The organism is Streptomyces aureocirculatus (genome assembly GCF_000720475.1).
Taxonomy (GTDB): Bacteria; Actinomycetota; Actinomycetes; order Streptomycetales; family Streptomycetaceae; genus Streptomyces; species Streptomyces aureocirculatus.
This window is the reverse complement of record NZ_JOAP01000021.1, coordinates 91,768-113,207: the sequence shown is the minus strand read 5'-3', so window position 1 is coordinate 113,207 and position 21,440 is coordinate 91,768. Positions and strand designations below refer to the sequence as shown.

Here is a 21,440-nt window from a genome sequence, read left to right as displayed (position 1 = left end):
GGGGTCAGTCCCATTCCAGGCCGCCGCGCCGCCATACGTACGCGTAGGCGACGAAGACGGTGAGCACGAAGAGCAGCATCTCCACGAGCCCGAAAATCCCCAGGGCGTCGAAGGTGACGGCCCAGGGGTAGAGAAAGACGATCTCGATGTCGAAGACGATGAAGAGCATCGCCGTCAGGTAGTACTTGATGGGGAAGCGCCCGCCGCCGGCCGGCGTGGGGGTCGGCTCGATACCGCACTCGTAGGCTTCGAGCTTCGCGCGGTTGTACCGCTTTGGACCGATAAGCGTGGCCATGACCACGGAGAAGATCGCAAAGCCTGCCCCGAGGGCTCCCAGTACGAGGATGGGCGCATAGGCGTTCACCGCTCCTCGCTCCTCTCAGTCGGCGCTGACTGCTGGCGGTTGCGTCGGTCCCGCGCCCCGCCTCCCCAGGTGCGATCCCGCGCCGCCCGGAGCCCATGGAGCCGCCGGAGGCCTCGAAGATCGCTTACATGTGAAGCAGGTCACAAGCCCAACTGCCCCGCATCCTATGCCTGCCGGTCTGTGATCTGCGACACGGGGTACGACAACGGCTTTGTGATCTCCACCACCTAACGAAGGATCATGAAGTCGGATGAGCAGTGATCTTCACACGCGAAGCACCTGAGTGATCACCAGAGGTGACATCCTGACCCATCAGGCCTGGTCGGGGCGTGGTTGCACTATCAAGGGTTGGCAGCTACAGGCAAATTGGCGCTGGACTGGATCACTTGATACAGGCGCGCGTTCACACTTTGGCGGGAGGGATGTGGACGGGCGTGGACGTGTGCATCGGTTCACGAAGCCCTCGCCGCCGACGTGGCGCCACCCCCGCTTTCGTGACGAGTCCGCCGCGGACCCGTCACGCCGCACAACCGGAAGATCTCGGACTGATCTCGGCCAGGTCTCGACGAGATCCAGTCCCCCCGGCCGAGTGACCTGCACCACACTCGAACTGTCGGCCGAACAACCGGGCTTGGCCAACCGCCTCACCAGGTGGTATTCCAGGGGCAATTCGGACGTAAAGCGGAAAACCCATGATCACAGGCGTGATCGTGACTGTCCGCATTGCCCGTTACGGCGTCAATAAGAAGCGACACGCCCGGGATTCAGCCGCCGGTGGGGCAACTGTGGCGCAGCACACGTTTCTTGAAGGGAACCGTGTGTCCCTGATAGCGGTTGTTCTCATGTCCCACACCGCTCACATACCCAGCCACCGGAAGCCCCGCCGCAGCGCGTCGAAGATGGCTCTGCGCGCCGGAGTTGCCGGTGGCGTCCTCAGCACCCTGGCAGTGGCAGGCGCCGCTGGTACGGCGACCGCCGCCGAGCCGGTGACCGAGACCATCGAGCTGCCCACCCTGACGGCTGATCTGTCCGCGCAGATCGCCCAGTCCGCGGACGCCACCGCCCAGGCGGCCGACAGCTACGAGGCGCGCGCCCAGCAGGACGCCGCGGCCACGAAGGCGGCCGAGCAGGCCGCCAAGGACCAGGTCGAGGCCGCGAAGAAGGCGGAGGCCAAGAAGAAGGCCGCCGCCGAGGCCGAGGCCAAGCGCAAGGCCGCGGAGAAGCGCGCGGCGCGCGACGCCGAGCGCACCCAGCTCAGCACGCAGTCCGCGCCCTCCGGCAGCGGTTCCTCCACCTCCACCTCCACCTCCGTCTCCCAGGACGCCCCCGCGCCCTCGAGCGGCAGCGTCGCGGGTGTCATCAGCTTCCTCAAGGCGCAGGTCGGCGACGCCTACGTCATGGGCGGCACGGGCCCCAACTCGTGGGACTGCTCGGGCCTCGTGCAGGCCGCGTTCAAGCAGGCGGGTGTCGACCTGCCGCGCACGTCGCAGGCCCAGTCGACGGCGGGCACTCCCGTCTCGATGTCCAACCTCCAGGTGGGCGACATCGTCTACTGGGGTGGCGCCGGGTCCGCGTACCACGTGGGCGTGTACATCGGCGGCGGCCAGTACCTGGACGCCGCGAACCCCAGCAAGGGCGTCGTGATCCAGGACCTCTCCGGCTACCCGGCGTCGGGCGCCGTGCGCGTCCTCTGACGTCTCCTGACGGCTTCGCGTACGTCCACACGTACGCGCGGAAGGGCCGGAACCCCGTTCGGGGTTCCGGCCCTTCGTCGTGGGCCCGGGCGGGTTCGTCGTAGGCCCGGGCGGGTTCGTCGTAGGCCCGGGCGGGTTCGTCGTAGGCCCGGGCGGGCCCCAGGGCGGGCCCAGAGGACCGCGGGCGGGCCCGCGGGGCCCCCGCGGTCCTGCGGCGGCCGCGGGGCCCACCCGGTCCCGCACGAGGCCCAGGGGCCGGCTCAGGCCTTCGGGGCCACCTTGCTGAGGCCGTTGATGATGCGGTCCATCGCGTCGCCGCCCCGCGGGTCCGTGAGGTTCGCCAGCATCTTCAGGGTGAACTTCATCAGCATCGGGTGGGTGAGACCCCGCTGCGCGGCGATCTTCATGACCTTCGGGTTGCCGATGAGCTTCACGAAGGCGCGGCCGAGCGTGTAGTAGCCGCCGTAGACCTCCTTGAGCGTCTTCGGGTAGTCGTGGAGGGCCAGTTCGCGCTGGGCGGGCGTGGCGCGGGCGTGTGCCTGGACGATGACGTCGGCCGCGATCTGGCCCGACTCCATGGCGTACGCGATGCCCTCGCCGTTGAACGGGTTGACGAGGCCGCCCGCGTCGCCGACGAGCAGCAGGCCGCGGGTGTAGTGCGGCTGGCGGTTGAAGGCCATCGGCAGGGCGGCACCGCGGATGGGCATGGTCATGTTCTCGGGCGTGTAGCCCCAGTCCGCGGGCATCGAGGCGCACCAGGCCTTGAGGATCTCGCGCCAGTCGAGCTCCTTGAAGGCGGCGGAGGTGTTCAGGACGCCGAGACCGACGTTCGACGTGCCGTCACCCATGCCGAAGATCCAGCCGTAGCCGGGAAGCAGGCGGTCCTCGGCGCCGCGGCGGTCCCACAGCTCGAGCCAGGACTCCAGGTAGTCGTCGTCGTGGCGCGGCGACGTGAAGTACGTACGCACCGCGACACCCATCGGGCGGTCCTCGCGGCGGTGCAGGCCCATCGCGAGCGAAAGGCGCGTGGAGTTGCCGTCCGCGGCCACCACCAGGGGCGCGTGGAAGGTCACCGGCGTCTTGTCCTCGCCGATCTTGGCGTGCACACCGGTGATGCGGCCGGTGCGGTCGTCGACGATCGGGGCGCCCACGTTGCAGCGCTCGTGCAGCCGCGCGCCCGCCTTCTGGGCCTGGCGGGCGAGCTGCTCGTCGAAGTCGTCGCGCTTGCGTACGAGTCCGTAGTCGGGGAAAGAGGCGAGTTCCGGCCAATCCAGTTGCAGCCGTACGCCGCCTCCGATGATGCGGAGGCCCTTGTTCCGCAGCCAGCCCGCCTCTTCGGAGATGTCGATTCCCATCGACACGAGCTGCTTGGTGGCGCGGGGCGTGAGCCCGTCGCCGCAGACCTTCTCCCGTGGGAACGCGGTCTTCTCAAGAAGGAGTACGTCGAGTCCGGCCTTCGCCAGGTAGTACGCCGTGGTGGAACCGGCTGGCCCGGCCCCGACGACGATGACGTCAGCGGTGTTTTCGGAGAGGGGCTCGGTCACGGCGGGTTCTCCCCAAGGCTCGAAATATGTGTGCCGACGGGCACGGGATATGGGCAGTCTATGAGGCGGTACCGATCAACCAGGCGAAGGGCCACTTGTGAGCGATGTGAGCGACGTAAGTCCCGTTACCGTGGCCGACACCATGGCTCCCATGGCCGACGCCGCCGGTCCGGCGGCTGCCGGTCCGCGCGTCGGCGTCGTGCCGCCTGCCGTGCGGCTGCGCGTGCCCACGCACGAGGACGCCTTCGTCTGGCACCGGCTCTTCGACGACCCGGAGGTCATGGAGTTCTTCGGCGGCACCTCGGCGGAGCTGTCCGCGTACGAGGAGCTGACCGCCCGGCAGCGCCGCCACGACGCCGAACACGGCTTCTGCCTGTGGACCTTGCTCGACCCGGCGGGCGACCCCATCGGCTTCACCGGCGCCCAGCCGTGGCCGCACCCGTGGGGCCCGGTGGGCGGCATAGAGATCGGCTGGCGCCTCGCGCGAGCGGCCTGGGGACAGGGCTACGCGAGCGCGGCGGCCCGCGCCACCGTGGAGCGGGTGCGGGCGGCGGGCGTGCCCGCGGTGGTGGCGGTGGTCGACGTACGCAACACTCGTTCGATCGCGGTGGCCGAAGGTCTCGGCATGGAGCTCGCGGAGACGTACACCTCGCCCCGGCCGGGGCAGCGGGCGCACTGCTTCCGGCTGGTGCTGTGACAGGGGCCGGGCGGGCCGAGTCCCCCGGTCTCCTGGGTGGAGCACGGCATCCGCGCGGCACCCCGTGCCCGAGGCCGGGGTGCCGCGCGGGCCGTCGTGACCGCTAGCCGGTGAGGCGCCAGGTGTTCAGCGCCGTCCGGTGCGTCTTCGCGCCGTGCCCGGCCGGCCAGAAGTCCTCGCGCCAGGACAACTGGAGGGCGTACTCGGTGCCGTTCTCCGCGATGTAGCTGTGGTCGATGGCGCGGATCGTCCGGCCCGCCCGGTCCTCGTAGGTGTACTCCCACACCGCGGCCGGTCGCCCCCTGAAGGTCGTGTCCACAAGGCGGATGCGCCGGTAGTCCGACTTGTCCGGGTCCTTCTTGGCGTGCTCCTCGATGTTCCTGAGGTTTCCGTACGAGGTGTAGTCGGCGTTGTCGATGACGCCGATCTGGAAGTTCTCCGGTCCTGTCACGCCCGCGTACGTGATCTGGGTCGGGTTGTCGCCGATCTCGCGGCTCCAGCCGTCCGGGACCGCGAAGGAGAAGCCCATCGTGTCGGTCACCCGTTGCGACCCGGCGGGCACCCCGGCCCCGTTGGCGGCCCCTTCGTCCACCTCGCCGTCCGGCCCTTGGTCGGTGCCGCCGTCCGTGCCGCCGTCCGTACCGCCGTTCGCGCCGTCGTCCGTGCCGACGGTGTCCGAGGGCGAGCGGGAGGGCGTGGGCTGTGCGGTGCCCGCGGTCGACGCGTCCGACGTGGGCGCTTCGGACGGCTCCTCGCTGCTGCTGACGGACGGGCTGCCGTTCTTGCCCTTGGCGTCCGTGTCGTCGTCGCCCGACTGCTGCCAGAGCAGGACGCCCGCCGCGACACCGCCGCCGACGACCAGGGCACCGACGAGCGTGGCCACCCAGATGCCCGCGCGGCCCCGTGCCCCGCCGGGAGCGGGGTGCGGAGCCTGGGGGCGGCCGAGTTGGAAGGCGGGCGCCGGCGGGTGCGTGTCGGGGGCCGCGACGTGCGGCGGGGGCGCAGGGAGCTGCAGGGCGCTCTGCGTCGGCACGGCGTGCATGTCCGGGGCCGGATTCTGCGCCTGCGCCTGCGCCACGAAACCACCCGAACCGGGAACGCCGCCAGCAGCGGACGCACCGCCCGAGCCAGGGGCCCCAGAGACCCCAGGGACCCCAAGGGCCCCTCCTTGCCCAGGCACCCCGCCCGAACCGGACGGCCCCGGCGGCCCCGGCGGCATCGGCGGTCCGCCCACCCCGCCCTGCTGCCCAGCCAGCCGCGCCACGAACGGCCCCACGACCACCGCTCCGGCCACCCACAGCAGCCCGAACAGCAACGCCTCCGGCAGGCTCACACCGCCCTCGACGGTGGCCTTGGCGGAATCGCCGCCGACCCCGACCTCGCTCGCCGAGGTCTCGACGCTGAAACCGCCGACCGCCGCGAGCAGCAGGAACATCCCGAAGAACAGGCCCGCGGCCAGGACCTGCTCGCCGCGGCCCGCGCACCGGCGCGCGGCAAGCACGCCGATGGTCAGCGCGCACACCAGGCCGAGCGCCAAGGCGCCGACCACGGCACCCGAGTTGAACAGGTCACCGAGTTCGGACAGCCCGAACGACTGGCTCTCGCGTTCACCGCCGTACGACGTCGAACGCCGCCCGGACGCCTGCGCCTCCAGGGGCGCGCCCCAGCCGACCCCGAGGGCGGCGAGGCCCAGGTTGGGAAGGACGAGCAGCGCGATGACGTACGGCGACACACCGGCGTCGTCCGTGTCGGCCGCGTCGGACAGCTCGTCGAGCTGAGTGAGGGTGAGGTAGCCGACCGCGGACGCGACGACCAGCACGACGGCGAGGGCGCGCAGCGCCACCCCGGCGGCGCGCAGGAACGCCTGCGCGCCGGGGCGCCCGGCAGGCCAGGGCGCCGGGCCCCCGTGGTGCGGCACGCCCTCGCGGTACAGCAGGCCGCCCGAGACGGCGAGTGCGAGCAGCAGCGCGCCGAGCGTGGCGAGGAACGGCCCCGACGACACTTCGACGCCCTCGATCTCCGGCTGCGCGAAGAGGCCGAGCGCCAGTACGCCGACGGCGGTCAACAGGCCGACGCGCAGGGCGGCTTCGAGCCCCGCCGTCGGTCCCGTGTGCTGTCCGCCGTACGCGGCGGCACGGTTGCGCAGCCGGTTCCTGAGGACGCGTACGCCGATGAACAGCGCCCCGATGAACAGGGCCGTGACCATCAACGGCACCAGGTGTATCGACATGGCGCCGTCGATCGCGGAATCCGTGGTGGAGCTGGTGGAGCCGGTGAAGTCGCGCTCCTCGCGGCCGCTGAGCTCCACGTCTCCGCCCACCGCCTGCAGCGCGAAGGCCAGCGCCAGCCGCAGCCGCCCGACGAAGCCGACGACGTCCTCTTCGTCCTGCCCGTACTCGGGGACGGCGCACCCCACGGCCGTGACGAGCAGCAACGCGAGCGGCCACAGCGCCGCCTGCACCGATCCGGCCCAGTCGCCCCGAAACGCCCGCCCGAGAAAGGCACCCAGGGGTGAGGGCCCTGGTGGCGGGGGCAGATGGCCGGGTGGCGGCGGGGCGGCGGGCGGCGCCGAGTTCGCGGGAGCCGCGGGAGCCGCAGGAGCGGGTGCGGCTGAAGGGGGCGGGGGTGCTGCGGGGGGTGGTGCGGGCGACGGGGTGGCGGCTGGGGGGACCACCAGGGTCGCGGGGTGGGCCGGGACTTCGGAGCCGGGCGGAGTCTCGGGCTCCGCCTCGCCCCGGGGCGAGGCGGCGGGTGCGGCGGCCGGTTCGACGGCGGGTGCGGCGCCCGGTTCGACGGCGGGTGCGGGCGGCACCGCCTTGTTCAGCGGCACCGGCTTGTCCTGCGGTTCCGCCTCGTCCTGCGGTTCCGCCTTGTTCAGCGGCACCGGCTTGTCCTGCTTCAGCGGCACCGCCTCGTCCTGCGGTTCCGCGGGAGGACGGGGCGTCGCCCCGTCCTCGACGGGTGCGCGTTCGCGCCCGCATCTCATGCAGAAGCGGGCCTCGTCGGGAGCTGGAGCCCCGCAGCCGGGGCAGTTCGACGCCATCGGGTAGCTCCGTTATGGGGAGTGTGAGGAACGTGGGAAGAAGGATGTGGGGACGTGGCCGGTGAACGCCGACCGTCACATCCCGGCCACAGCACGTGGCCGGGATATATCAACTGACACATCTTCTCCGCCGTACGGTTCCCGTCAACTCCCTTGCGGGAAGCCGGTGCGGCTAGCCCTGCTTGAATCCCCGGTGCAGCGCGACGACTCCGCCCGTCAGATTGCGGTAGGCCACCTTCGACCAGCCGGCGTCCCGCAACCGCGCGGCGAGCTGGGGCTGGTTGGGCCAGGAGCGGATGGACTCGGCGAGATAGACGTACGCGTCCGGGTTGGAGCAGACCGTGCGCGCGACGGGCGGCAGCGCGCGCATCAGATACTCGATGTAGACCGTGCGGAACGGCCCCCACGTGGGCTCGGAGAACTCGCAGATGACGACGCGTCCGCCGGGCCGGGTCACGCGGTACATCTCGCGCAGCGCGGCGTCGGTGTCCTGGACGTTGCGCAGGCCGAAGGAGATCGTGACGGCGTCGAAGGTGTCGTCCTTGAACGGCAGCTTCATCGCGTCGCCCGCGGTGAACGGCATCCACGGGTGCCGCTGCTTGCCGACGCGCAGCATGCCGAGCGAGAAGTCGCACGGGACGACGTACGCGCCCGCCCGCGCGAAGGGGCCCGACGACGTGGCTGTCCCGGCGGCGAGGTCGAGGACCTTCTGCGCGGGGCGGGCGTCGACGGCGCGGGCGACCTCCTTGCGCCAGAGCCTGGCCTGACCGAGCGAGATCACGTCGTTGGTCAGGTCGTACCGTTCCGCCACGTCGTCGAACATCGAAGCGACTTCGTGCGGCTGCTTGTCCAAGGAAGCTCGGGTCACCCGGCCCATTGTGTCAGGCCGGTCTTCTGTCTTGGCGGTGGCCTTCGCCTGCGGCGGGCTTCTTCGCGGGGGCGTCTGCCGGGTTCTGGTCCCTGGCGGGTGCGGGAGCTCTGTGGTTGCTCGCGCAGTTCCCCGCGCCCCTTTGGGGCGCCACCTTGCCCCGCGCCTCGGCTTGCCCCGTGACTCAGCGGCGTCGGTGCACCAGGCGGCCGCCGATCGCCGTCGCCAGGCAGGTGCCGTCGGGGGTCAGCACGGCGAAGTCCGCTTCCCCTCCGGCCCGGGACGGAGCCACCGGGCGGTCGCGGAGGCCCGAGCGGTTGACCGCCGTGCGGACCGCGGGGTGGGTGAACGGGCCCGCCAGGGCCGTGGTGCCCGTCGCCAGGAAGCGTTGGATGCCGCGTCTCGCGCTCGCGCCCCAGCGGGTGTCCGTCATGTCCAGGGCGGCGAGGGCCGGGCCGGTCAGGGGCTCGGTGCCGAGGGCGTCGGCTTCGCGGGGGTCGGGCCAGTAGGCGGACTCCAGGAGGGCGACCGCGTCCGGCTCGTACCTGCCGGGCGTGAGGACCCCGTCCCACTCCCGGACGCGGGCCCGTCCGCCGTACGCGGCGAGCAGGTCCTCGTACGGGCCGACGGCCGCGAAGCGGGTGCCGTCGACGACGACGGCGTGCCCGGGGACCGCCTCGTCCTCGGACGGTCCGACTCCGCGTACCCGGTGCAGCGTCAGCAAGGCGGCGCCGATCCGCTAGTTCGCGGCCAGGAGCTTCAGCTCCGGGTGCGCCGTGCCGCCCTCGATGGCCGTGGAGGAGATGTGCGAGGCGACCCGCTCGTCGACGGGGTCGTCGGCCGGGTCGTCGTGCACGACGAGGTGCTCGTACGTCGTGGCGCGCTGGGCCGGGACCCGGTCCGCGGTGCGGATCATGTCGATCATCTCGCGCAGGTTGGAGCGGTGCTTGGCACCGGCGGAGGAGACCACGTTCTCCTCCAGCATCACCGAGCCGAGGTCGTCCGCCCCGTAGTGCAGCGTGAGCTGGCCGGCCTCCTTGCCGGTGGTCAGCCAGGAGCCCTGGATGTGGGCGACGTTGTCGAGGAAGATCCGGGCGATCGCGATCATGCGCAGGTACTCGAAGACGGAGGCCTGCGTGCGGCCCTTGAGGTGGTTGTTCTCGGGCTGGTACGTGTACGGGATGAAGGCGCGGAAGCCGCCGGTCCGGTCCTGTACGTCACGGATCATGCGCAGGTGCTCGATGCGCTCCGCGTTCGTCTCACCGGTGCCCATGAGCATCGTGGAGGTGGACTCCACGCCCAGGTTGTGCGCCGTCTCCATGATCTCCAGCCAGCGCTCGCCGGACTCCTTGAGCGGGGCGATGGCCTTGCGCGGCCGCTCGGGCAGCAGCTCTGCGCCCGCGCCCGCGAAGGAGTCGAGTCCGGCGGCGTTGATCCGCTGGATCGCCTCCTCCACCGTGACCTTGGAGATGCGGGCCATGTGCTCGACCTCGGACGCGCCGAGGGAGTGGATGACCAACTGGGGGAAGTTCTTCTTGATCGCCGAGAAGTGTTCCTCGTAGTACTCGACGCCGAAGTCGGGGTGGTGCCCGCCCTGGAACATGATCTGGGTGCCACCGAGCTCGACCGTCTCCGCGCAGCGGCGCAGGATGTCGTCGAGGTCGCGCGTCCAGCCCTTCTTGGTGTCCTTCGGGGCCGCGTAGAAGGCACAGAACTTGCACGCCGTCACGCAGACGTTCGTGTAGTTGATGTTGCGCTCGATGATGTACGTCGCGATGTGCTCGGTGCCCGCGTAGCGACGGCGGCGTACGGCGTCGGCGGCGGCGCCGAGTGCGTGCAGCGGGGCGTCGCGGTACAGGTCGAGCGCCTCTTCGGCGCTGATCCGTCCGCCGGCTGCGGCGCGGTCGAGGACGGACTTGTGGTCGGCCTTCTCGGTCACCGGGCGTCCCTTTCGTCAGGGGGCGGACAGATCTTCTTCAGCGTACGCCAGGCCGCTGGGCCCGCTGCGGTGGGGAGCGCGGGAGCCTGCCTCACGCCGCGTACGCGCCGAGCAGGACTCCCGCGAACGCCCCGGCGAGAAGGAACGGGCCGAAGGCGATCGCCGTTCTGCGGCCCGCCTTGCGCACCGCGACGAGCCAGCCCCCGTACACCGCCGCGAGCACGAAGCCCGTGAACGTGCCGAGCAGCAGGACGCCCCAGCCGTACCAGCCGAGGGCGGCACCGAGCGCCAGCGCCAGCTTGACGTCGCCGAACGCCATGCCGTTGGGGTTGATCAGGAAGAGGACGAAGTAGCCGCCGCTGAGGATGGCCGTGCCGAGCGCCGCCGTCGTCCAGGAGCCGCCGTGCTCCGGCAGGGCGGCGGCCGCGCCGAGCAGGCCGAGAGCCGCTACCGCCATCGGCAGGGTCAGGACGTCCGGCAGGCGCATGACGGCGAAGTCGACGATCGCGAGGACGACGCCGGGCGGGGTGAGCAGCAGCCACACAAGGAGCTCCGGGCGGGGGCCCGTGGCGGCGGCGAGGGCCGCGCAGGCCGCGGCGGTGACCAGGGCGGTCAGTGCGGCGCGGGTGCGGGCCGCTCTCACGTCCCCGCACTCGTCCGGGGCCGGGCCCAGCCAGCCCTTGAGCTGGTGCTCGCCGCTCGGGCAGCGGTCCCGCCAGGGTTCCTCCGGCGGGACCGCGAAGCGGTAGGCCGCGCGGGGCAGCAGACAGCCCGTGGCCGCGCCCCAGAGGGTGGCCCCGATGACGATCAGGGTCTGCATGGCGCTCCGCTTCAGTCGGTGGGACGACGGTCAGGTCTTCGGTGCGGGTTGCGGGTGGTGCCGCCGCTACCGCGACGGATTTTCCCACCTGCCCGCCCGTCACTGTCGGCCGTGGGGCGGGGCAGGCTCGGGCGGTGGCCCGGGTCCGGCGGTGACGGATGGGTGGGCGGGAGGCACCGCCGCGCAGCGGCGATGAACGGTCGCCGCCCCCGCAGCCCTCCCCTACGCAGCGGCGATGAACGGTTGCCGCCCCCACAGCCCCCTACGCAGCGGCGGTGAACGGTTGCCGCTCCCGGCGGCCCCCCTACGCCGCCCCCGTCCGCCACCCCGGCGACAACTCGTCGAGCAACGCCTCCGTACGCGGAGGCAACCCCCGCGCCCCGCTCCGACCGACCAGGTCCACGGCGAGGGCCTGCAGCCTGGCCGGATCGCCCACGGCGTGGGTGGCCCGCAGCAGTTCGTTCCACAGGCGCTCGTCGGCGGGCGCGGACCCGAGGGCGGCGTTCAGTGCCTCGATGGCCTTCTCGGCGCGGTCCTTCTCCAGGTGGAACTCGGACAGCGCGAGCCCGATGTCCGCGACGAGGAGCGGGAGTTGGGCGTCGACTATCTCGTGCGTGAGCCAGCCGTACCGCCCCTGCGGCCGGTCCGCGAGGAGCGGCCCGCGCACCAGGACAAGCGCGTCGGTGAGCATCCGCCCGCGCACGGCCCGGTTGCCGGACCCGCGGCCCTGTGTCGCCTCGTGGTACAGCGACCGCAGGACGTCCAGGTCGGAGACGACGGACTTGGCGAGCTTGAGGCGGCCGTTGTCGTCGGCGGTCAGTCGCGGCGAGCCGTCAGGATCGCTGCCGAGCCAGCCCCGCAGCCGGTCGACCAGGGCGTCGCGGACGTCGTCGGTGACCCCGCGCGGCCACAGCGCGGAGGCGAGGACCCGCGGGTGCACGCCTTCGCGGTGCAGCAACAGGAGCGCGAGGGCCTCGTGCAGGAGCGGGCTGCGCTCGCCGTCCGGGGTGTCGAGGCCGATGATCTCGTAACTGCCGACGAGCCGTGCGTACACCGCGGGGCGGCCCTGTTCGCTGACGTCGACGAGGAACGGCGGCACGACCGCGGCCCCGCCGTCCGAACCGTCGCCGCCGCCCCCGGGCCGGGGGTCGGCGTCGACGAACAGCTCGACCACGGCGCGCCGCAGCGGCTCCGGCAGTTGCTGTGCCACCAGTTCGAGGCCGAGCAGCGGTGCGCGCAGCGTGCCCTCGCCGGTGATCTGCATCTCCCAGGCGGCGCCGGGCAGCTCGCCGGTGTCGGAGCCGACCACGTACCCGATGCCGAGGCGGCTCGCGTCGGCGGCCAGCTCGGCCAGGGTGACGGCGTCCTCGGGGCTCGGCCGGTCCGCGACCAGCACCAGGTGCGGGGCCCAGCGGGTGTGCTGCGCGGGTCCTGTGCGGCCGGTGAGCACCGAGTCGTGCCCGGCCGCGCCGAGTGCGCCGCGCCGCTGCCGGGTCTCGGCGTCCATCGTCTCGATGAGCGCCTCGATGTCCTCCAGGTGCCGCAGCCGGTTCGGCGCGAGCGGGGTCAGGTCCTCGCCGAAGCCGACGAGGGTGATGGTCATGCGGTCCGACCAGCCGTTGGTGGCGAGCTCCGCCGCGATGGACGCGAACACGGCCGCCCGGTCGGCCGCCGTGCCGGCGAGCGACACGATTCCCGGCACGGCCTCCAGGTTGAGCAGCAGCCGCGAGTCGTCCATGGTGCCGAGGCAGACGAGGCCCGGGTAGGGAGCGGCGGCGTCCACGTCGCCGTACCGCTCGGCTTCCGTGCGGGCGAGCGTCCAGAACGTCTCGTCCTGTCCCGGCTGCCACGGCGCGGGCGGCCGACCGGAGGGCTGGGCGAGCTGGAGGTGCAGATCGCCGCCGGTGAGCCAGGCCGCGTACACCGTCGGCAGGGGGCGGGATTCCTCGGTGAGTGCGGCGGCGAGGCCGCGCAGCGAGCGGTCGAGGATCCGCACGCCCTCGGGGTCGGCGCCAATGAGGAGGGCGTCCTGGGCGTCGGCCGCGGAGCCGGTCGGCGTGGGCGGCTCCATGCCGCGGCGCAGGCCGACGGCGCCCATCGCCGACTGCCACAGCGCGTGCCGCCGGCGGCGGCCGAGGGCGCCGAGCAGTCCGGCGGCGAGCAACGGTGCGCCGATGAGCGCCTCGGGCAGTCCGAAGGCGGAGTCGTCGGAGGCGGAGTCGTCTGAGGCGGAGTCGTCGGAGGCGGAGTCGTCGGATGCGGAGTCGGACCCGGACCCGGGGGCGGTGGGTTCAGCCGTCTCCTTGTCGCCACCGACGCCCTGGCCGTCGCCGCGCTCACTGCCGCCAGGACGCTGCTCGGGGATGGCGATGTGGGCCGTGTCGCGGTCGATGGCCCCGCCGACCTTGCGGTCGCCGCCCGCCTCCTGGGCGCCGCCGCCCTGCCGCTGGCCCCCGGACTTGGCGTAGTCGGCGATCTGCTCGCGGACTTCCTTCGACACCTTGGGCGCCTCGTCGGGCATCTCCACCAGGTCACCGCCGTGCGCGTCGGCGGGCATCTCCATGATCCAGCCCGGCCGGATCAGACTGGCCTCGGAGAGCCGCGAACCGTCGGGCTGCTCACGGTCCTTGTTGAGCTGGTAGATCTCCTTGTACCGCCGTCCGTCGCCGAGGTGGCGCTCCGCTATCTCCCACAGGGAGTCGTGGTGGCGGCCCTCCGGGGGCTGGATGCGGTAGAACTTCGTGTCCCCCTCCTTGCCCGCCCGGGCCGCGGCGTGACCGGCCTGCTCGGCGAGGGCGTCCGCGGCGCTCGCCGCGGCATGCCGCTGGTCCTGGCCGAGGACGCCCGGGGTCTGCTGGGCGGTGGCGGCGGTCGGCCTGTGGTTGTCCTCCGCGGACTGCCCGAAGTTCGACAGGCCCGGCGCGAATCCGGCCGCCGTCGCGCCCACGAGCAGCAGCGCCGCGACGAGCTGCCGGGCGAGCACCTGGCTCGGCCCCGCCCCCGGCACCCGTCCCGGCATGCCCACACCGGAGAGCGCGGCCTTGATCTCCACGAGCACACAAGCGATGAACTGGGCCCAGGCCAGCCAGACCACCACGGTCAGCACGTTGATGAACGTGGTGACCGTGATCTCCTCCTTGAGCCAGTCCAGGGACGGCGAACCGCCGGGCAGCGGCCATCCCACGAAGTACGCGAGGGCTCCGGGCACGCCGACGAGCAGCGCGGCGAGGGCGACGAAGGCGAGGAACGCCTTGACGAAGTCCCCTGCCGAGCGCCGGCGCCCCGGCAGGGGCTGAGGCGTCCGGTTCCTCGGACCCGTCGAGCTTGGGGTGGTACGTCGCGCCATGGCGGGTTTCCTGGTCCTGATCCTTGGTGGGCTCGTGTGTATGGGCGGTTCGTAGAGACGTATGGGTGGTTCGTAGGTGCGTACTCGGCGATGCAGGTGCGTACTCGGCGTGCAGGTGCGTACTCGGCGGTGCAGGTGCGTACTCGGCGAAGTAGGTGCGTACTCGGCGATGTTACGGAAGTGCCCGTGACCCGGCGGGGGCCTGTGGACAACTCCCCGGCCGTCGGCTACCCGACCTCGTTCTCCGCCGCCGCCCGGCCCCGCACCGTCACGTCGCCGCCGAAGAACATCCCGGTGAACACGGGGCTGTACGTCATCTGCACCTCGACCTCGACCTGTTCGGCGGTGGCGGTGACACAGTGCGTGGCCGCCACGTCGGGGCCGTTGAGCCCCATCTCGCGGGCGAACTTCTGGACCCGGGCGCCGCAGTTCTCGTAGTTGATGGGAGCGCCCTCCGCGCCCTCGTACAGGCCCTCCGTGTCGAGGTCCTGGGCGGCGTAGCGGGCGGCCTGTTCGGCGATGTCGGCGGCGCGTTCGCGCTTGGAGATGGAAAGGCCGCCGTCGATCACGAACGCGGACAGGGTGAGGAAGACGAGCGCGAAGACGATGACGGCGCCCGCGCCCGAGCCCCGGTCGTCCAGACGGCCCCGGCGGGCGTCGCCCCACGCACGTATCCGCGCGGCCACGGTGTTCACGCCGACCTCCGGTAGGGGTCCAGCGGAGAGCTGAAGCTCGCCTCCAGCGTCGTCGGGATGTCGAGGCCCAGCATCTCCAGGCCCCGTACCTCGCAGCTCACCTCGACCGTGAAGAGCGTGTCCGGTTCGAAGCCCGCGCTCTTCTGGACGACGTGCACCGGGCCCGAGCAGACGTCCTCCAGGTCCGCCTTGGCGGCCTTGCGCGCCTCGGCCATCGCCGTGCCCTGGTCCTTCTGGATCGACCCGGCGCGGGCGGCGTCGCGCGCCGCCCCGTCGACGGCGCCCCGGCCCTCGACGAGCTGCCCGAAGGCCACAAGGACCAGGATGAAAAGGATCATCACCGGCGCCAGGATGACCACTTCGACGGTCGAGAGCCCCCGGTCGGTGTGCAAGCGACGCATCAGCCGTCCTCCTCGACGAACCGTTCCACCGGCCCCGACGACTGCGCGTGCACCGTGAAGTCGAGTCCGGGGAACACCGTGGGCACATCGGCCGTGATCTCCACGCCGACCGTGTTCCGCTCCGGCTGGATGGTCTTCACGTCCGGGCCGAGCACCAGCTTCGGGCCGAGCTGGCGGATGTAGGCGTCGACGACGTCGGTCGCCTCGCCCCGCCAGCCGCCCGGGTTCTCGTCCGCCGTGGCGCGGGCCTTGCGCGCGCCGGCCTGGGCCGCGGCCTGGGCGACGTGGTCCGCGAAGAAGTACAGCGCGAACTGCACGGTCGCGAAGATCAGGAAGAAGAGCACCGGGGTGAGCAGCACGAACTCGATCGCGGTCATGCCGGACTCGCCGCGGGCCGAGGCGGCCTCCACCCTTCGGCGCACGAACCCGGGCATCCGGCCACGGGACACACCCTGGCCGCGGCACACACCCCGGTCGCGGCACACACCCGTGCCACGGCACACACCCGTGCCACGGCACACACCCCGGCCGCAGCACACGCCCCGGCCGCTCCCGCCCCCGTTGTCCTTCATGACGTCGACAGCCGCCCGGTCAGCAGGTCTTGCTGGCGTCGGCGCCCTCGATGCAGTCGCTGACCTTGTCGGCGCCGCCCTTGAGCGCGTTGTTGATGATCGCGGCGACCACACCGACGATCGCCACCACGACCGCCGAGATGATCACCCACTCGACGGCGGAAGCGCCGCGGTCGAGCTCGCCGGAGCGGGCGCGCCGCACCCGGGTCTGGAGGAAGGTCACGAGGAAGTCGACTGCCGGGATGCCGGAGCTGAAATTCCGTCCGTTCATGGTGAGTTGTCCCTTCGAAAGTGAAGCCGTGGGGGGCGGGTACGGGTCTGTGGAGCTACGTCCGCGTCGGAAGGTTCAGGCCTGGAACACGCGCATCGCCGCCGGAAAGATGAGGAACACCAGGAATCCCGCACACAGCAGAAGCTGCGCCACCAGCATCGACTGTGACTTCTCGCCCGCGCTGCCCTCGATCTCGGCGAGCTCGCGGTGGCGCATCGTCTCCGCGCGGGACGCGAGCGACTCGCGTACCTTCGCGCCGTCGTCCGCGACGAGTGCCAGGGACGCGGAGAGGTCCTTGAGCTCCTCGACGCCCAGGGCCTCGCCGAGCGCGCCGAGCGCCTGCCACTGGCTGATGCCGGTGATCCTGGCGTCCGCGAGGGCGTTGCGGATGCGCTGTGTCGCCCAGCCGTCGGAGACCTCGGCGGCCGCCATCAGTGCCTCGGGCAGACCGCGGCCGCCCGCGAGGCTCATGGAGACCAGGTCCAGATAGGCGCCGATGACGCGGCGCAGGTCCCGCCGCTTGTCCTGGGCGTCCCGCCGCACTTCCAGGTCCGGCAGGAAGAAGAAGAGCACCCCGAACATCAGGGCGAGCCACACCGGGATGATGGGGCTGCGGCCGAAGTTGAGCGTGTAGATGACGACGAAGAGGAACGGACCGAAGAAGACACCGACGGCCGCGAGCAGCACCTTCGTGGCCAGGAACTTCTCCCAGCTCCGGTCGAGCACCGCCAGGTCGGCGCGGAGCGAGCGCAGCTCCCAGCCCTGCTGGAGGTAGAACTCGGCGACCCGCGCGCCCACCCGGGACCGCACCGTGCCGAGCCGCCCCGTGTCCGCGGTGTCGGTGGTGCGGTGCGCGGACTCGTACGCCGCGCCGCGGGCCCGCATGGCGTCGATGCGGGCGACCGTGGCGACCGCGCTGCGCTTGCTCGGCATCAGCGCCCGTACGAGGGCGAAGACACCGAGGCCCAGGGTGGCGCCGATGACTATCGGCAGGGTCAGGTTCATCGGTGTACCCCCTCGGTGGCGCCCTGCACCGCGGCACCGCCCGGACCCCGGGGGCGTACGAACTGGATCCCGGGCTCGTCGCGTACGAGGAAACGGTCCGGTGTCTCGACCGTGGACAGCTTGCGCAGCCACCAGAAGCCGAGCGCGAACAGAGCGCACACGCAGGCGAGCACGAGCTGCCCGACGGGCGTGCTGTACGGCGACACGAACTCGCGGTTGAAGATGGACAGGCCGAGCACGAAGGCGATGGAGACGGCGACCACGATCTGCACCGAGCGCCGGGTCGAGGCGCGCTGTGCCATCACGCGCTGGCGCATGTCGACCTCTTCGCGCGCCGACTTGGCGAGCGCGCCGAGGACCTGGCGCAGTCCTGGCCCGCGCAGCTTGGCGTTGAGGATGAGCGCGGCGACGATGATGTCGGCCGAGGCGTCGTCGATCTCGTCGGCGAGTACCTGGAGGGCCTCGGGCAGCGGCGTTCGGGCCCGCAGCCGGTCGACTAGGGCGTCGAGGTGCGGCCGCAGGACGGGTGCCGCGGCGCGTGCGGAGGCCGGAATGGCCTGTTCCAGGCCGACGGCGCCCGCGATGGTGTCGCGCAGCGACTCGGTCCAGGCGGCGAGTGCCTCGACGCGCTTCATCTGGAGGCGCTCCTCGGCGGCGCCGCCGAACAGCTTGTCCCAGAAGAAGACGAGGACGCCGGACGCGAGGCCCGCCACCGCCCACCGCGTGAGCAGCAGGACGACCAGGCCGACACCGATGGCGATCGAGCCGCGCCGGCCGACGAACCGGACGAGTTCGCTCATCCGCTCGCTGGCCCGCTGCTTCTCGTGGGCGGCCTTGACGGGAAGACCGCGCACCGCGACAGCGAGCAGCGCGAGTCCGCCGCCGACGGCGACACCGCAGGCGAGTCCGTAGAGCACGGGCAGCGAGAACAGGCCGCCCATGGAGCCGAGTGAGTTCATGTCGTGCTCACCCCCATTGCCCGGCGGGCCGGTAGCCGAAGGCGGCGAGGTCGTCCATGCAGGCGATCGGGGCGTGCGGGACGATGCTGCCGTCCGGCGCCTCGGCGAACACCTCGCTGGACAGGACCCGCCCGTCCACGCCGTTGACCTCGCGGACGGAGGTCACCATGCGCTGGAGCTTGCCGCCGGTCTGGTAGTTGTTGCGCCGCTGGATGAAGACGACGAAGTTCACCGCGCCCGCGACCAGCATCTGGCTGGCCTCGATGGGCAGCCGTTCCGCGGCCTGGAGCGCGTAGGTCGAGATCCTGTTGAAGACCTCGCTGGAACTGTTGGCGTGGATCGTGGACAGCGAGCCGTCGTTGCCCTGCGACATCGCGTTCAGCATGGTCACGATCTCGTCGCCGAGCACCTCACCGACGATGACGCGGGAGGGGTTCATGCGCAGCGAGCGGCGCACCAGCTCCGCCATGGAGATGGTGCCCTGCCCCTCGGAGTTGGGCAGCCGCTCCTCGAACGCCACCACGTTGGGGTGCAGGTCGGCGAAGGTGTCGAGGCCGAGTTCCAGGGCGCGCTCGACGGTGATGAGGCGTTCGTGCGGCGGTATCTCGTTGGCCAGGGCCCGAAGGAGCGTGGTCTTTCCCGCGTTGGTGGCACCCGCGATCATGATGTTCTTGCGGGCGCGTACGGCGCAGGCGAGGAAGTGGGCGACGTCCGGGGTGAGCGTGCCGTTGCCGACCAGGTCGGACATGAACACCTTGCCCATGCGCGCGCGGCGGATGGACAGGGCGGGCCGCCGGGTCACATCCATCACGGCGGAGAGCCGGGAGCCGTCCGGGAGGCGCAGGTCGAGCTGGGGGTTGGCGGAGTCGAAGGGCCGGGACGACAGACCGGAGTAGGCGCCGAGGATCTGGATGAGCTCGATCAGCTCCTCGTCGGTCTCGGCGACCGGCTCGGCCTTGGCCTCACGTCCGTCGGCGTAGCCCACGAAGACCTGGTCACACCCGTTGATGTCGATGTTCTCGACCTCGGGGTCGTCCAGGAGCGGCTGGAGGCGGCCGACGCCGAAGAGCGCGGCGTGCACGGCGGCCGCGTACTGCTCCTCGGTCTCGGCGTCCAGCGGGGTGCGCCCGGAGTTGATCTCCGTACGGGCGTACTCCTCCAGGATCTGGGCGATGACGGCGCGGGCGTACTGCCGCTCGTCCTCGCTGGACATCGGGGTGACACCGGAGACCTGGTCGAGGCGGCGCTGCTCGGCGATGCGGTCACCGGCGTCCTGCCGGAACCGCTTCACCAACTGGTGGTCGACGGCGCTCATCGCCCGGCCCCCGCGGTCGGGCCGGCCCAGGCCGCACCGTACTGCTGGTACAGGTCGGCGGTCACCTTGCGGGCGGAGCGGATGAGCATCGACTTGTCGAGGCGGCCGCGCTTGCGGCCTGCGAGCTGGTCGGCGCCCGCCGGGTCGTCGGCGAGCGTGCCGACGACGCGGGCTCCGGTCTGCGCGGCCATGAGCATCTCGTTGACCTGGTGTATCAGCTTGCCGGAGTTCGCCGGGTCGGCGATCAGGACGACGCCGATGAGCGGCGTGGCGAGCGTGGCGGCTCCGCGCGGCCCGCCGTGCAGTCTGGTCGCGAGTGCCGCGGCCCGGTCCCGTACGCGGGCGATGGCCTCGGGCTCCGTACGCGAGATCAGCAGGACGAGGGCGGCGTGCGGGAACAGTTCCACGGCCGGGCTGTCCCCCGCGATCCGGCCGCAGTCGGCTATGACGTCGGCCGGGGCGTGCGGGGATTCGGCGAGTTGGGCGAAGGCCCGGCCGAGCGTGGGCCAGATCCCGGCGAGACCGGCGGCCTGCTCGGACATACCGAGGCCCACGAGCACCTCGAGGCCGCCGGACAGCGGCTGGGTGTGGTCCCAGAGCTGATCCGGTACGAGGCCGCGGCGCGCGGTCGCGGCGATGGACAGCATGCCGGTGTTCGGGTTGAGCGGGCCGCCGTGCGCGGCGGCGCTGCGGTAGACGAGGTCGCCGCCCGCGGGGTCGGTCTCCGCGACGAGCACGCGCCGCGGCCACACCGCCGCGAGCGCGACGGCCGCGGTGGTGACGCCGGGGGAGCCTTTGTCGGCGGCGAGAGCGATGAGGGTCATGTCTCCTCTACTCGCCTCTAGTTGCCGTTGCCGGGAACGACCGCCACGGCGACCTCGCCGAGCGACGCCGCGCTGGTGACCGCGGCGACGTCGTCGCTGTCGACGAGCACGGTGATGCTCAGATTGCCGGTGCTGATGGTGGCGTCCGACTTGCTGTTCACCAGGCCTACGCGGGCGTCCGCGACCAGCGGGGTCCGCCCGGACGAGCTGCCGCCGCCGCTCTTGTCGTTGCTGGAGCCGGAGGAGCCGTTGGCGGCGACGCGGTAGAGGGCGACCGTGTCGCCCTGCTTCAGCGTGGAGGGGTACTGGCCCTCCTTGAGGGCGAGACCCACGGAGGCCTTGCCGGTGGGCAGGCCGCCCTTGTCGTCGAACATCTCGCCGACGATGACCGTGCCCGGGTAGAGGCTGCTCTTGGCCTTGAGCTTCTTCAGCGCACCGAACTGCGATTCCTTGATGTAGTGCAGGCCGGAGTCCTCGTTGACCATGACCGTGCTGACCTTGTCGCGCGTGACCGACTCACCGGCCGAGATCTTCTCCTTCACCTTCAGGACCTCGATACGGTCCCCCGCGCGCAGCACGAGCACGGTGGCGCCGAGCGCCCCGACCAGGATGAGCAGAACGGCCAGCGCCGCCAGCGCGGGTTTGCGCTCGCGAGGTGCTGAGGGAAGACGTTCACCGACCCCGGCCTGAGCCGGCACGGCGGAACGGTTGTTGCCCGCCCCCGTACGCTCTTGGATCTTCACGCAACTGCTCCCCGTACGACCAAGAAAAATCCGTCATTTGAGACACTTCGAGTCCGCCTCGGCCGGGGCTCCATCGGCCCGTCAGCCCCAGGCGCAGTGTCAAGCCATCGCACCGTATCAGCAGCACATAAGGCCCTCAAGGCGCGTTATGGATCGCGAAGCGCAGGTGCCTCATCGTTACTCACGCGCAATGCGTGACCCTCGGTTCCCCCGTCACCGAGAACACTCACCCTCACATACGCGTGTGCACTAGCGAACCAACCGCCTTTGCATACGCGGTACGACACGTCGACTTCACGCCAATCACTCCCCCGCCCCCTCCCGCACCGCGCCCCCGTAC

General features: G+C 71.7%; 19 protein-coding genes. 2 read left to right on the top strand and 17 right to left on the bottom strand.

All coding sequences use genetic code 11. The features are described 5' to 3' along the window. Positions 1-4: 4 nt before the first annotated feature. Positions 5-364 (bottom strand): NADH-quinone oxidoreductase subunit A, encoded by a 360-nt coding sequence (locus tag IG78_RS0120645; RefSeq protein ID WP_003992243.1) that lies wholly within the window; start codon positions 362-364, stop codon positions 5-7. 842 nt (positions 365-1,206) lie between these two features. On the opposite strand from IG78_RS0120645, the gene IG78_RS0120640 reads away from it, so the two are divergent. Then, positions 1,207-2,058, top strand: coding sequence for a C40 family peptidase (locus IG78_RS0120640; protein WP_031128966.1), 852 nt, complete (start codon positions 1,207-1,209; stop codon positions 2,056-2,058). Between the two features lie 260 nt (positions 2,059-2,318). Here the strand turns inward: IG78_RS0120640 and IG78_RS0120635 are convergent, their stop codons facing one another. After that, positions 2,319-3,602: a geranylgeranyl reductase family protein gene (locus tag IG78_RS0120635; RefSeq protein WP_030565378.1), complete on the bottom strand. Its 1,284-nt coding sequence runs from the start codon at positions 3,600-3,602 to the stop codon at positions 2,319-2,321. 151 nt (positions 3,603-3,753) lie between these two features. On the opposite strand from IG78_RS0120635, the gene IG78_RS0120630 reads away from it, so the two are divergent. After that, on the top strand, positions 3,754-4,299 hold the full coding sequence (locus IG78_RS0120630; RefSeq protein ID WP_051852808.1) for a GNAT family N-acetyltransferase: 546 nt from the start codon (positions 3,754-3,756) through the stop codon (positions 4,297-4,299). 103 nt (positions 4,300-4,402) lie between these two features. Here the strand turns inward: IG78_RS0120630 and IG78_RS44165 are convergent, their stop codons facing one another. The 15 genes from IG78_RS44165 to IG78_RS0120555 form a co-directional block, all read right to left on the bottom strand. Then, a complete protein-coding gene (locus tag IG78_RS44165; RefSeq protein WP_157855819.1) occupies positions 4,403-7,342 on the bottom strand; it encodes a hypothetical protein in 2,940 nt (979 codons plus the stop codon). A 172-nt stretch (positions 7,343-7,514) separates the two neighbouring features. Further along, the gene (locus IG78_RS0120620) at positions 7,515-8,210 is read right to left on the bottom strand and encodes a demethylmenaquinone methyltransferase (RefSeq protein WP_030565372.1); all 696 of its coding nucleotides are present in this window, start codon (positions 8,208-8,210) and stop codon (positions 7,515-7,517) included. Positions 8,211-8,394: 184 nt separating this feature from the next. Further along, positions 8,395-8,934, bottom strand: a complete 540-nt coding sequence (locus IG78_RS0120615; protein WP_030565370.1) for an imidazolonepropionase-like domain-containing protein — start codon at positions 8,932-8,934, stop codon at positions 8,395-8,397. Positions 8,935-8,949: 15 nt separating this feature from the next. Next, positions 8,950-10,149, bottom strand: coding sequence for a cyclic dehypoxanthinyl futalosine synthase (gene mqnC / locus IG78_RS0120610; protein WP_030565368.1), 1,200 nt, complete (start codon positions 10,147-10,149; stop codon positions 8,950-8,952). A gap of 91 nt (positions 10,150-10,240) precedes the next feature. Beyond that, positions 10,241-10,969: a prepilin peptidase gene (locus tag IG78_RS0120605; RefSeq protein WP_030565366.1), complete on the bottom strand. Its 729-nt coding sequence runs from the start codon at positions 10,967-10,969 to the stop codon at positions 10,241-10,243. A gap of 304 nt (positions 10,970-11,273) precedes the next feature. Then, a complete protein-coding gene (locus tag IG78_RS0120600) occupies positions 11,274-14,315 on the bottom strand; it encodes an AfsR/SARP family transcriptional regulator (protein ID WP_030565364.1) in 3,042 nt (1,013 codons plus the stop codon). Between the two features lie 227 nt (positions 14,316-14,542). Then, a complete protein-coding gene (locus IG78_RS0120595; protein ID WP_037685765.1) occupies positions 14,543-15,010 on the bottom strand; it encodes a TadE/TadG family type IV pilus assembly protein in 468 nt (155 codons plus the stop codon). Further along, the gene (locus IG78_RS0120590; RefSeq protein WP_030565360.1) at positions 15,007-15,411 is read right to left on the bottom strand and encodes a TadE/TadG family type IV pilus assembly protein; all 405 of its coding nucleotides are present in this window, start codon (positions 15,409-15,411) and stop codon (positions 15,007-15,009) included. The genes IG78_RS0120595 and IG78_RS0120590 overlap by 4 nt, the downstream gene beginning before the upstream one ends. After that, entirely contained in the window at positions 15,411-15,845 is a 435-nt protein-coding gene (locus IG78_RS0120585; RefSeq protein ID WP_030565358.1) for a TadE/TadG family type IV pilus assembly protein, read from the bottom strand. The genes IG78_RS0120590 and IG78_RS0120585 overlap by 1 nt, the downstream gene beginning before the upstream one ends. Before the next feature lie 157 nt (positions 15,846-16,002). Then, positions 16,003-16,254, bottom strand: a complete 252-nt coding sequence (locus IG78_RS0120580; protein WP_030565356.1) for a hypothetical protein — start codon at positions 16,252-16,254, stop codon at positions 16,003-16,005. Between the two features lie 75 nt (positions 16,255-16,329). Next, positions 16,330-17,259, bottom strand: coding sequence for a type II secretion system F family protein (locus tag IG78_RS0120575; protein WP_030565354.1), 930 nt, complete (start codon positions 17,257-17,259; stop codon positions 16,330-16,332). Next, positions 17,256-18,218 (bottom strand): type II secretion system F family protein, encoded by a 963-nt coding sequence (locus IG78_RS0120570; protein ID WP_030565352.1) that lies wholly within the window; start codon positions 18,216-18,218, stop codon positions 17,256-17,258. Before IG78_RS0120570 ends, IG78_RS0120575 begins: the two co-directional genes overlap by 4 nt. A gap of 7 nt (positions 18,219-18,225) precedes the next feature. Then, entirely contained in the window at positions 18,226-19,533 is a 1,308-nt protein-coding gene (locus IG78_RS0120565) for a TadA family conjugal transfer-associated ATPase (protein WP_030565350.1), read from the bottom strand. Next, positions 19,530-20,357 carry a hypothetical protein gene (locus tag IG78_RS0120560; RefSeq protein WP_030565348.1) on the bottom strand — a complete coding sequence of 276 codons (828 nt, stop codon included), beginning with the start codon at positions 20,355-20,357 and terminating at the stop codon, positions 19,530-19,532. Before IG78_RS0120560 ends, IG78_RS0120565 begins: the two co-directional genes overlap by 4 nt. Positions 20,358-20,374: 17 nt before the next feature. Continuing rightward, a complete protein-coding gene (locus IG78_RS0120555; protein WP_030565347.1) occupies positions 20,375-21,100 on the bottom strand; it encodes a hypothetical protein in 726 nt (241 codons plus the stop codon). Between the last annotated feature and the right edge of the window lie 340 nt (positions 21,101-21,440).

Bases quoted from the DNA above. Each gene is read 5' to 3' on its own strand.
- IG78_RS0120640 (WP_031128966.1), top strand. From the start codon at position 1,207: ATGTCCCACACCGCTCACATACCCAGCCACCGGAAGCCCCGCCGCAGC.
- IG78_RS0120630 (WP_051852808.1), top strand. From the start codon at position 3,754: ATGGCCGACGCCGCCGGTCCGGCGGCTGCCGGTCCGCGCGTCGGCGTC.
- IG78_RS44165 (WP_157855819.1), bottom strand. From the start codon at position 7,342: ATGGCGTCGAACTGCCCCGGCTGCGGGGCTCCAGCTCCCGACGAGGCC.
- IG78_RS0120605 (WP_030565366.1), bottom strand. From the start codon at position 10,969: ATGCAGACCCTGATCGTCATCGGGGCCACCCTCTGGGGCGCGGCCACG.
- IG78_RS0120600 (WP_030565364.1), bottom strand. From the start codon at position 14,315: ATGGCGCGACGTACCACCCCAAGCTCGACGGGTCCGAGGAACCGGACG.
- IG78_RS0120590 (WP_030565360.1), bottom strand. From the start codon at position 15,411: ATGCGTCGCTTGCACACCGACCGGGGGCTCTCGACCGTCGAAGTGGTC.
- IG78_RS0120585 (WP_030565358.1), bottom strand. From the start codon at position 15,845: ATGCCCGGGTTCGTGCGCCGAAGGGTGGAGGCCGCCTCGGCCCGCGGC.
- IG78_RS0120580 (WP_030565356.1), bottom strand. From the start codon at position 16,254: ATGAACGGACGGAATTTCAGCTCCGGCATCCCGGCAGTCGACTTCCTC.
- IG78_RS0120575 (WP_030565354.1), bottom strand. From the start codon at position 17,259: ATGAACCTGACCCTGCCGATAGTCATCGGCGCCACCCTGGGCCTCGGT.
- IG78_RS0120570 (WP_030565352.1), bottom strand. From the start codon at position 18,218: ATGAACTCACTCGGCTCCATGGGCGGCCTGTTCTCGCTGCCCGTGCTC.
- IG78_RS0120565 (WP_030565350.1), bottom strand. From the start codon at position 19,533: ATGAGCGCCGTCGACCACCAGTTGGTGAAGCGGTTCCGGCAGGACGCC.
- IG78_RS0120560 (WP_030565348.1), bottom strand. From the start codon at position 20,357: ATGACCCTCATCGCTCTCGCCGCCGACAAAGGCTCCCCCGGCGTCACC.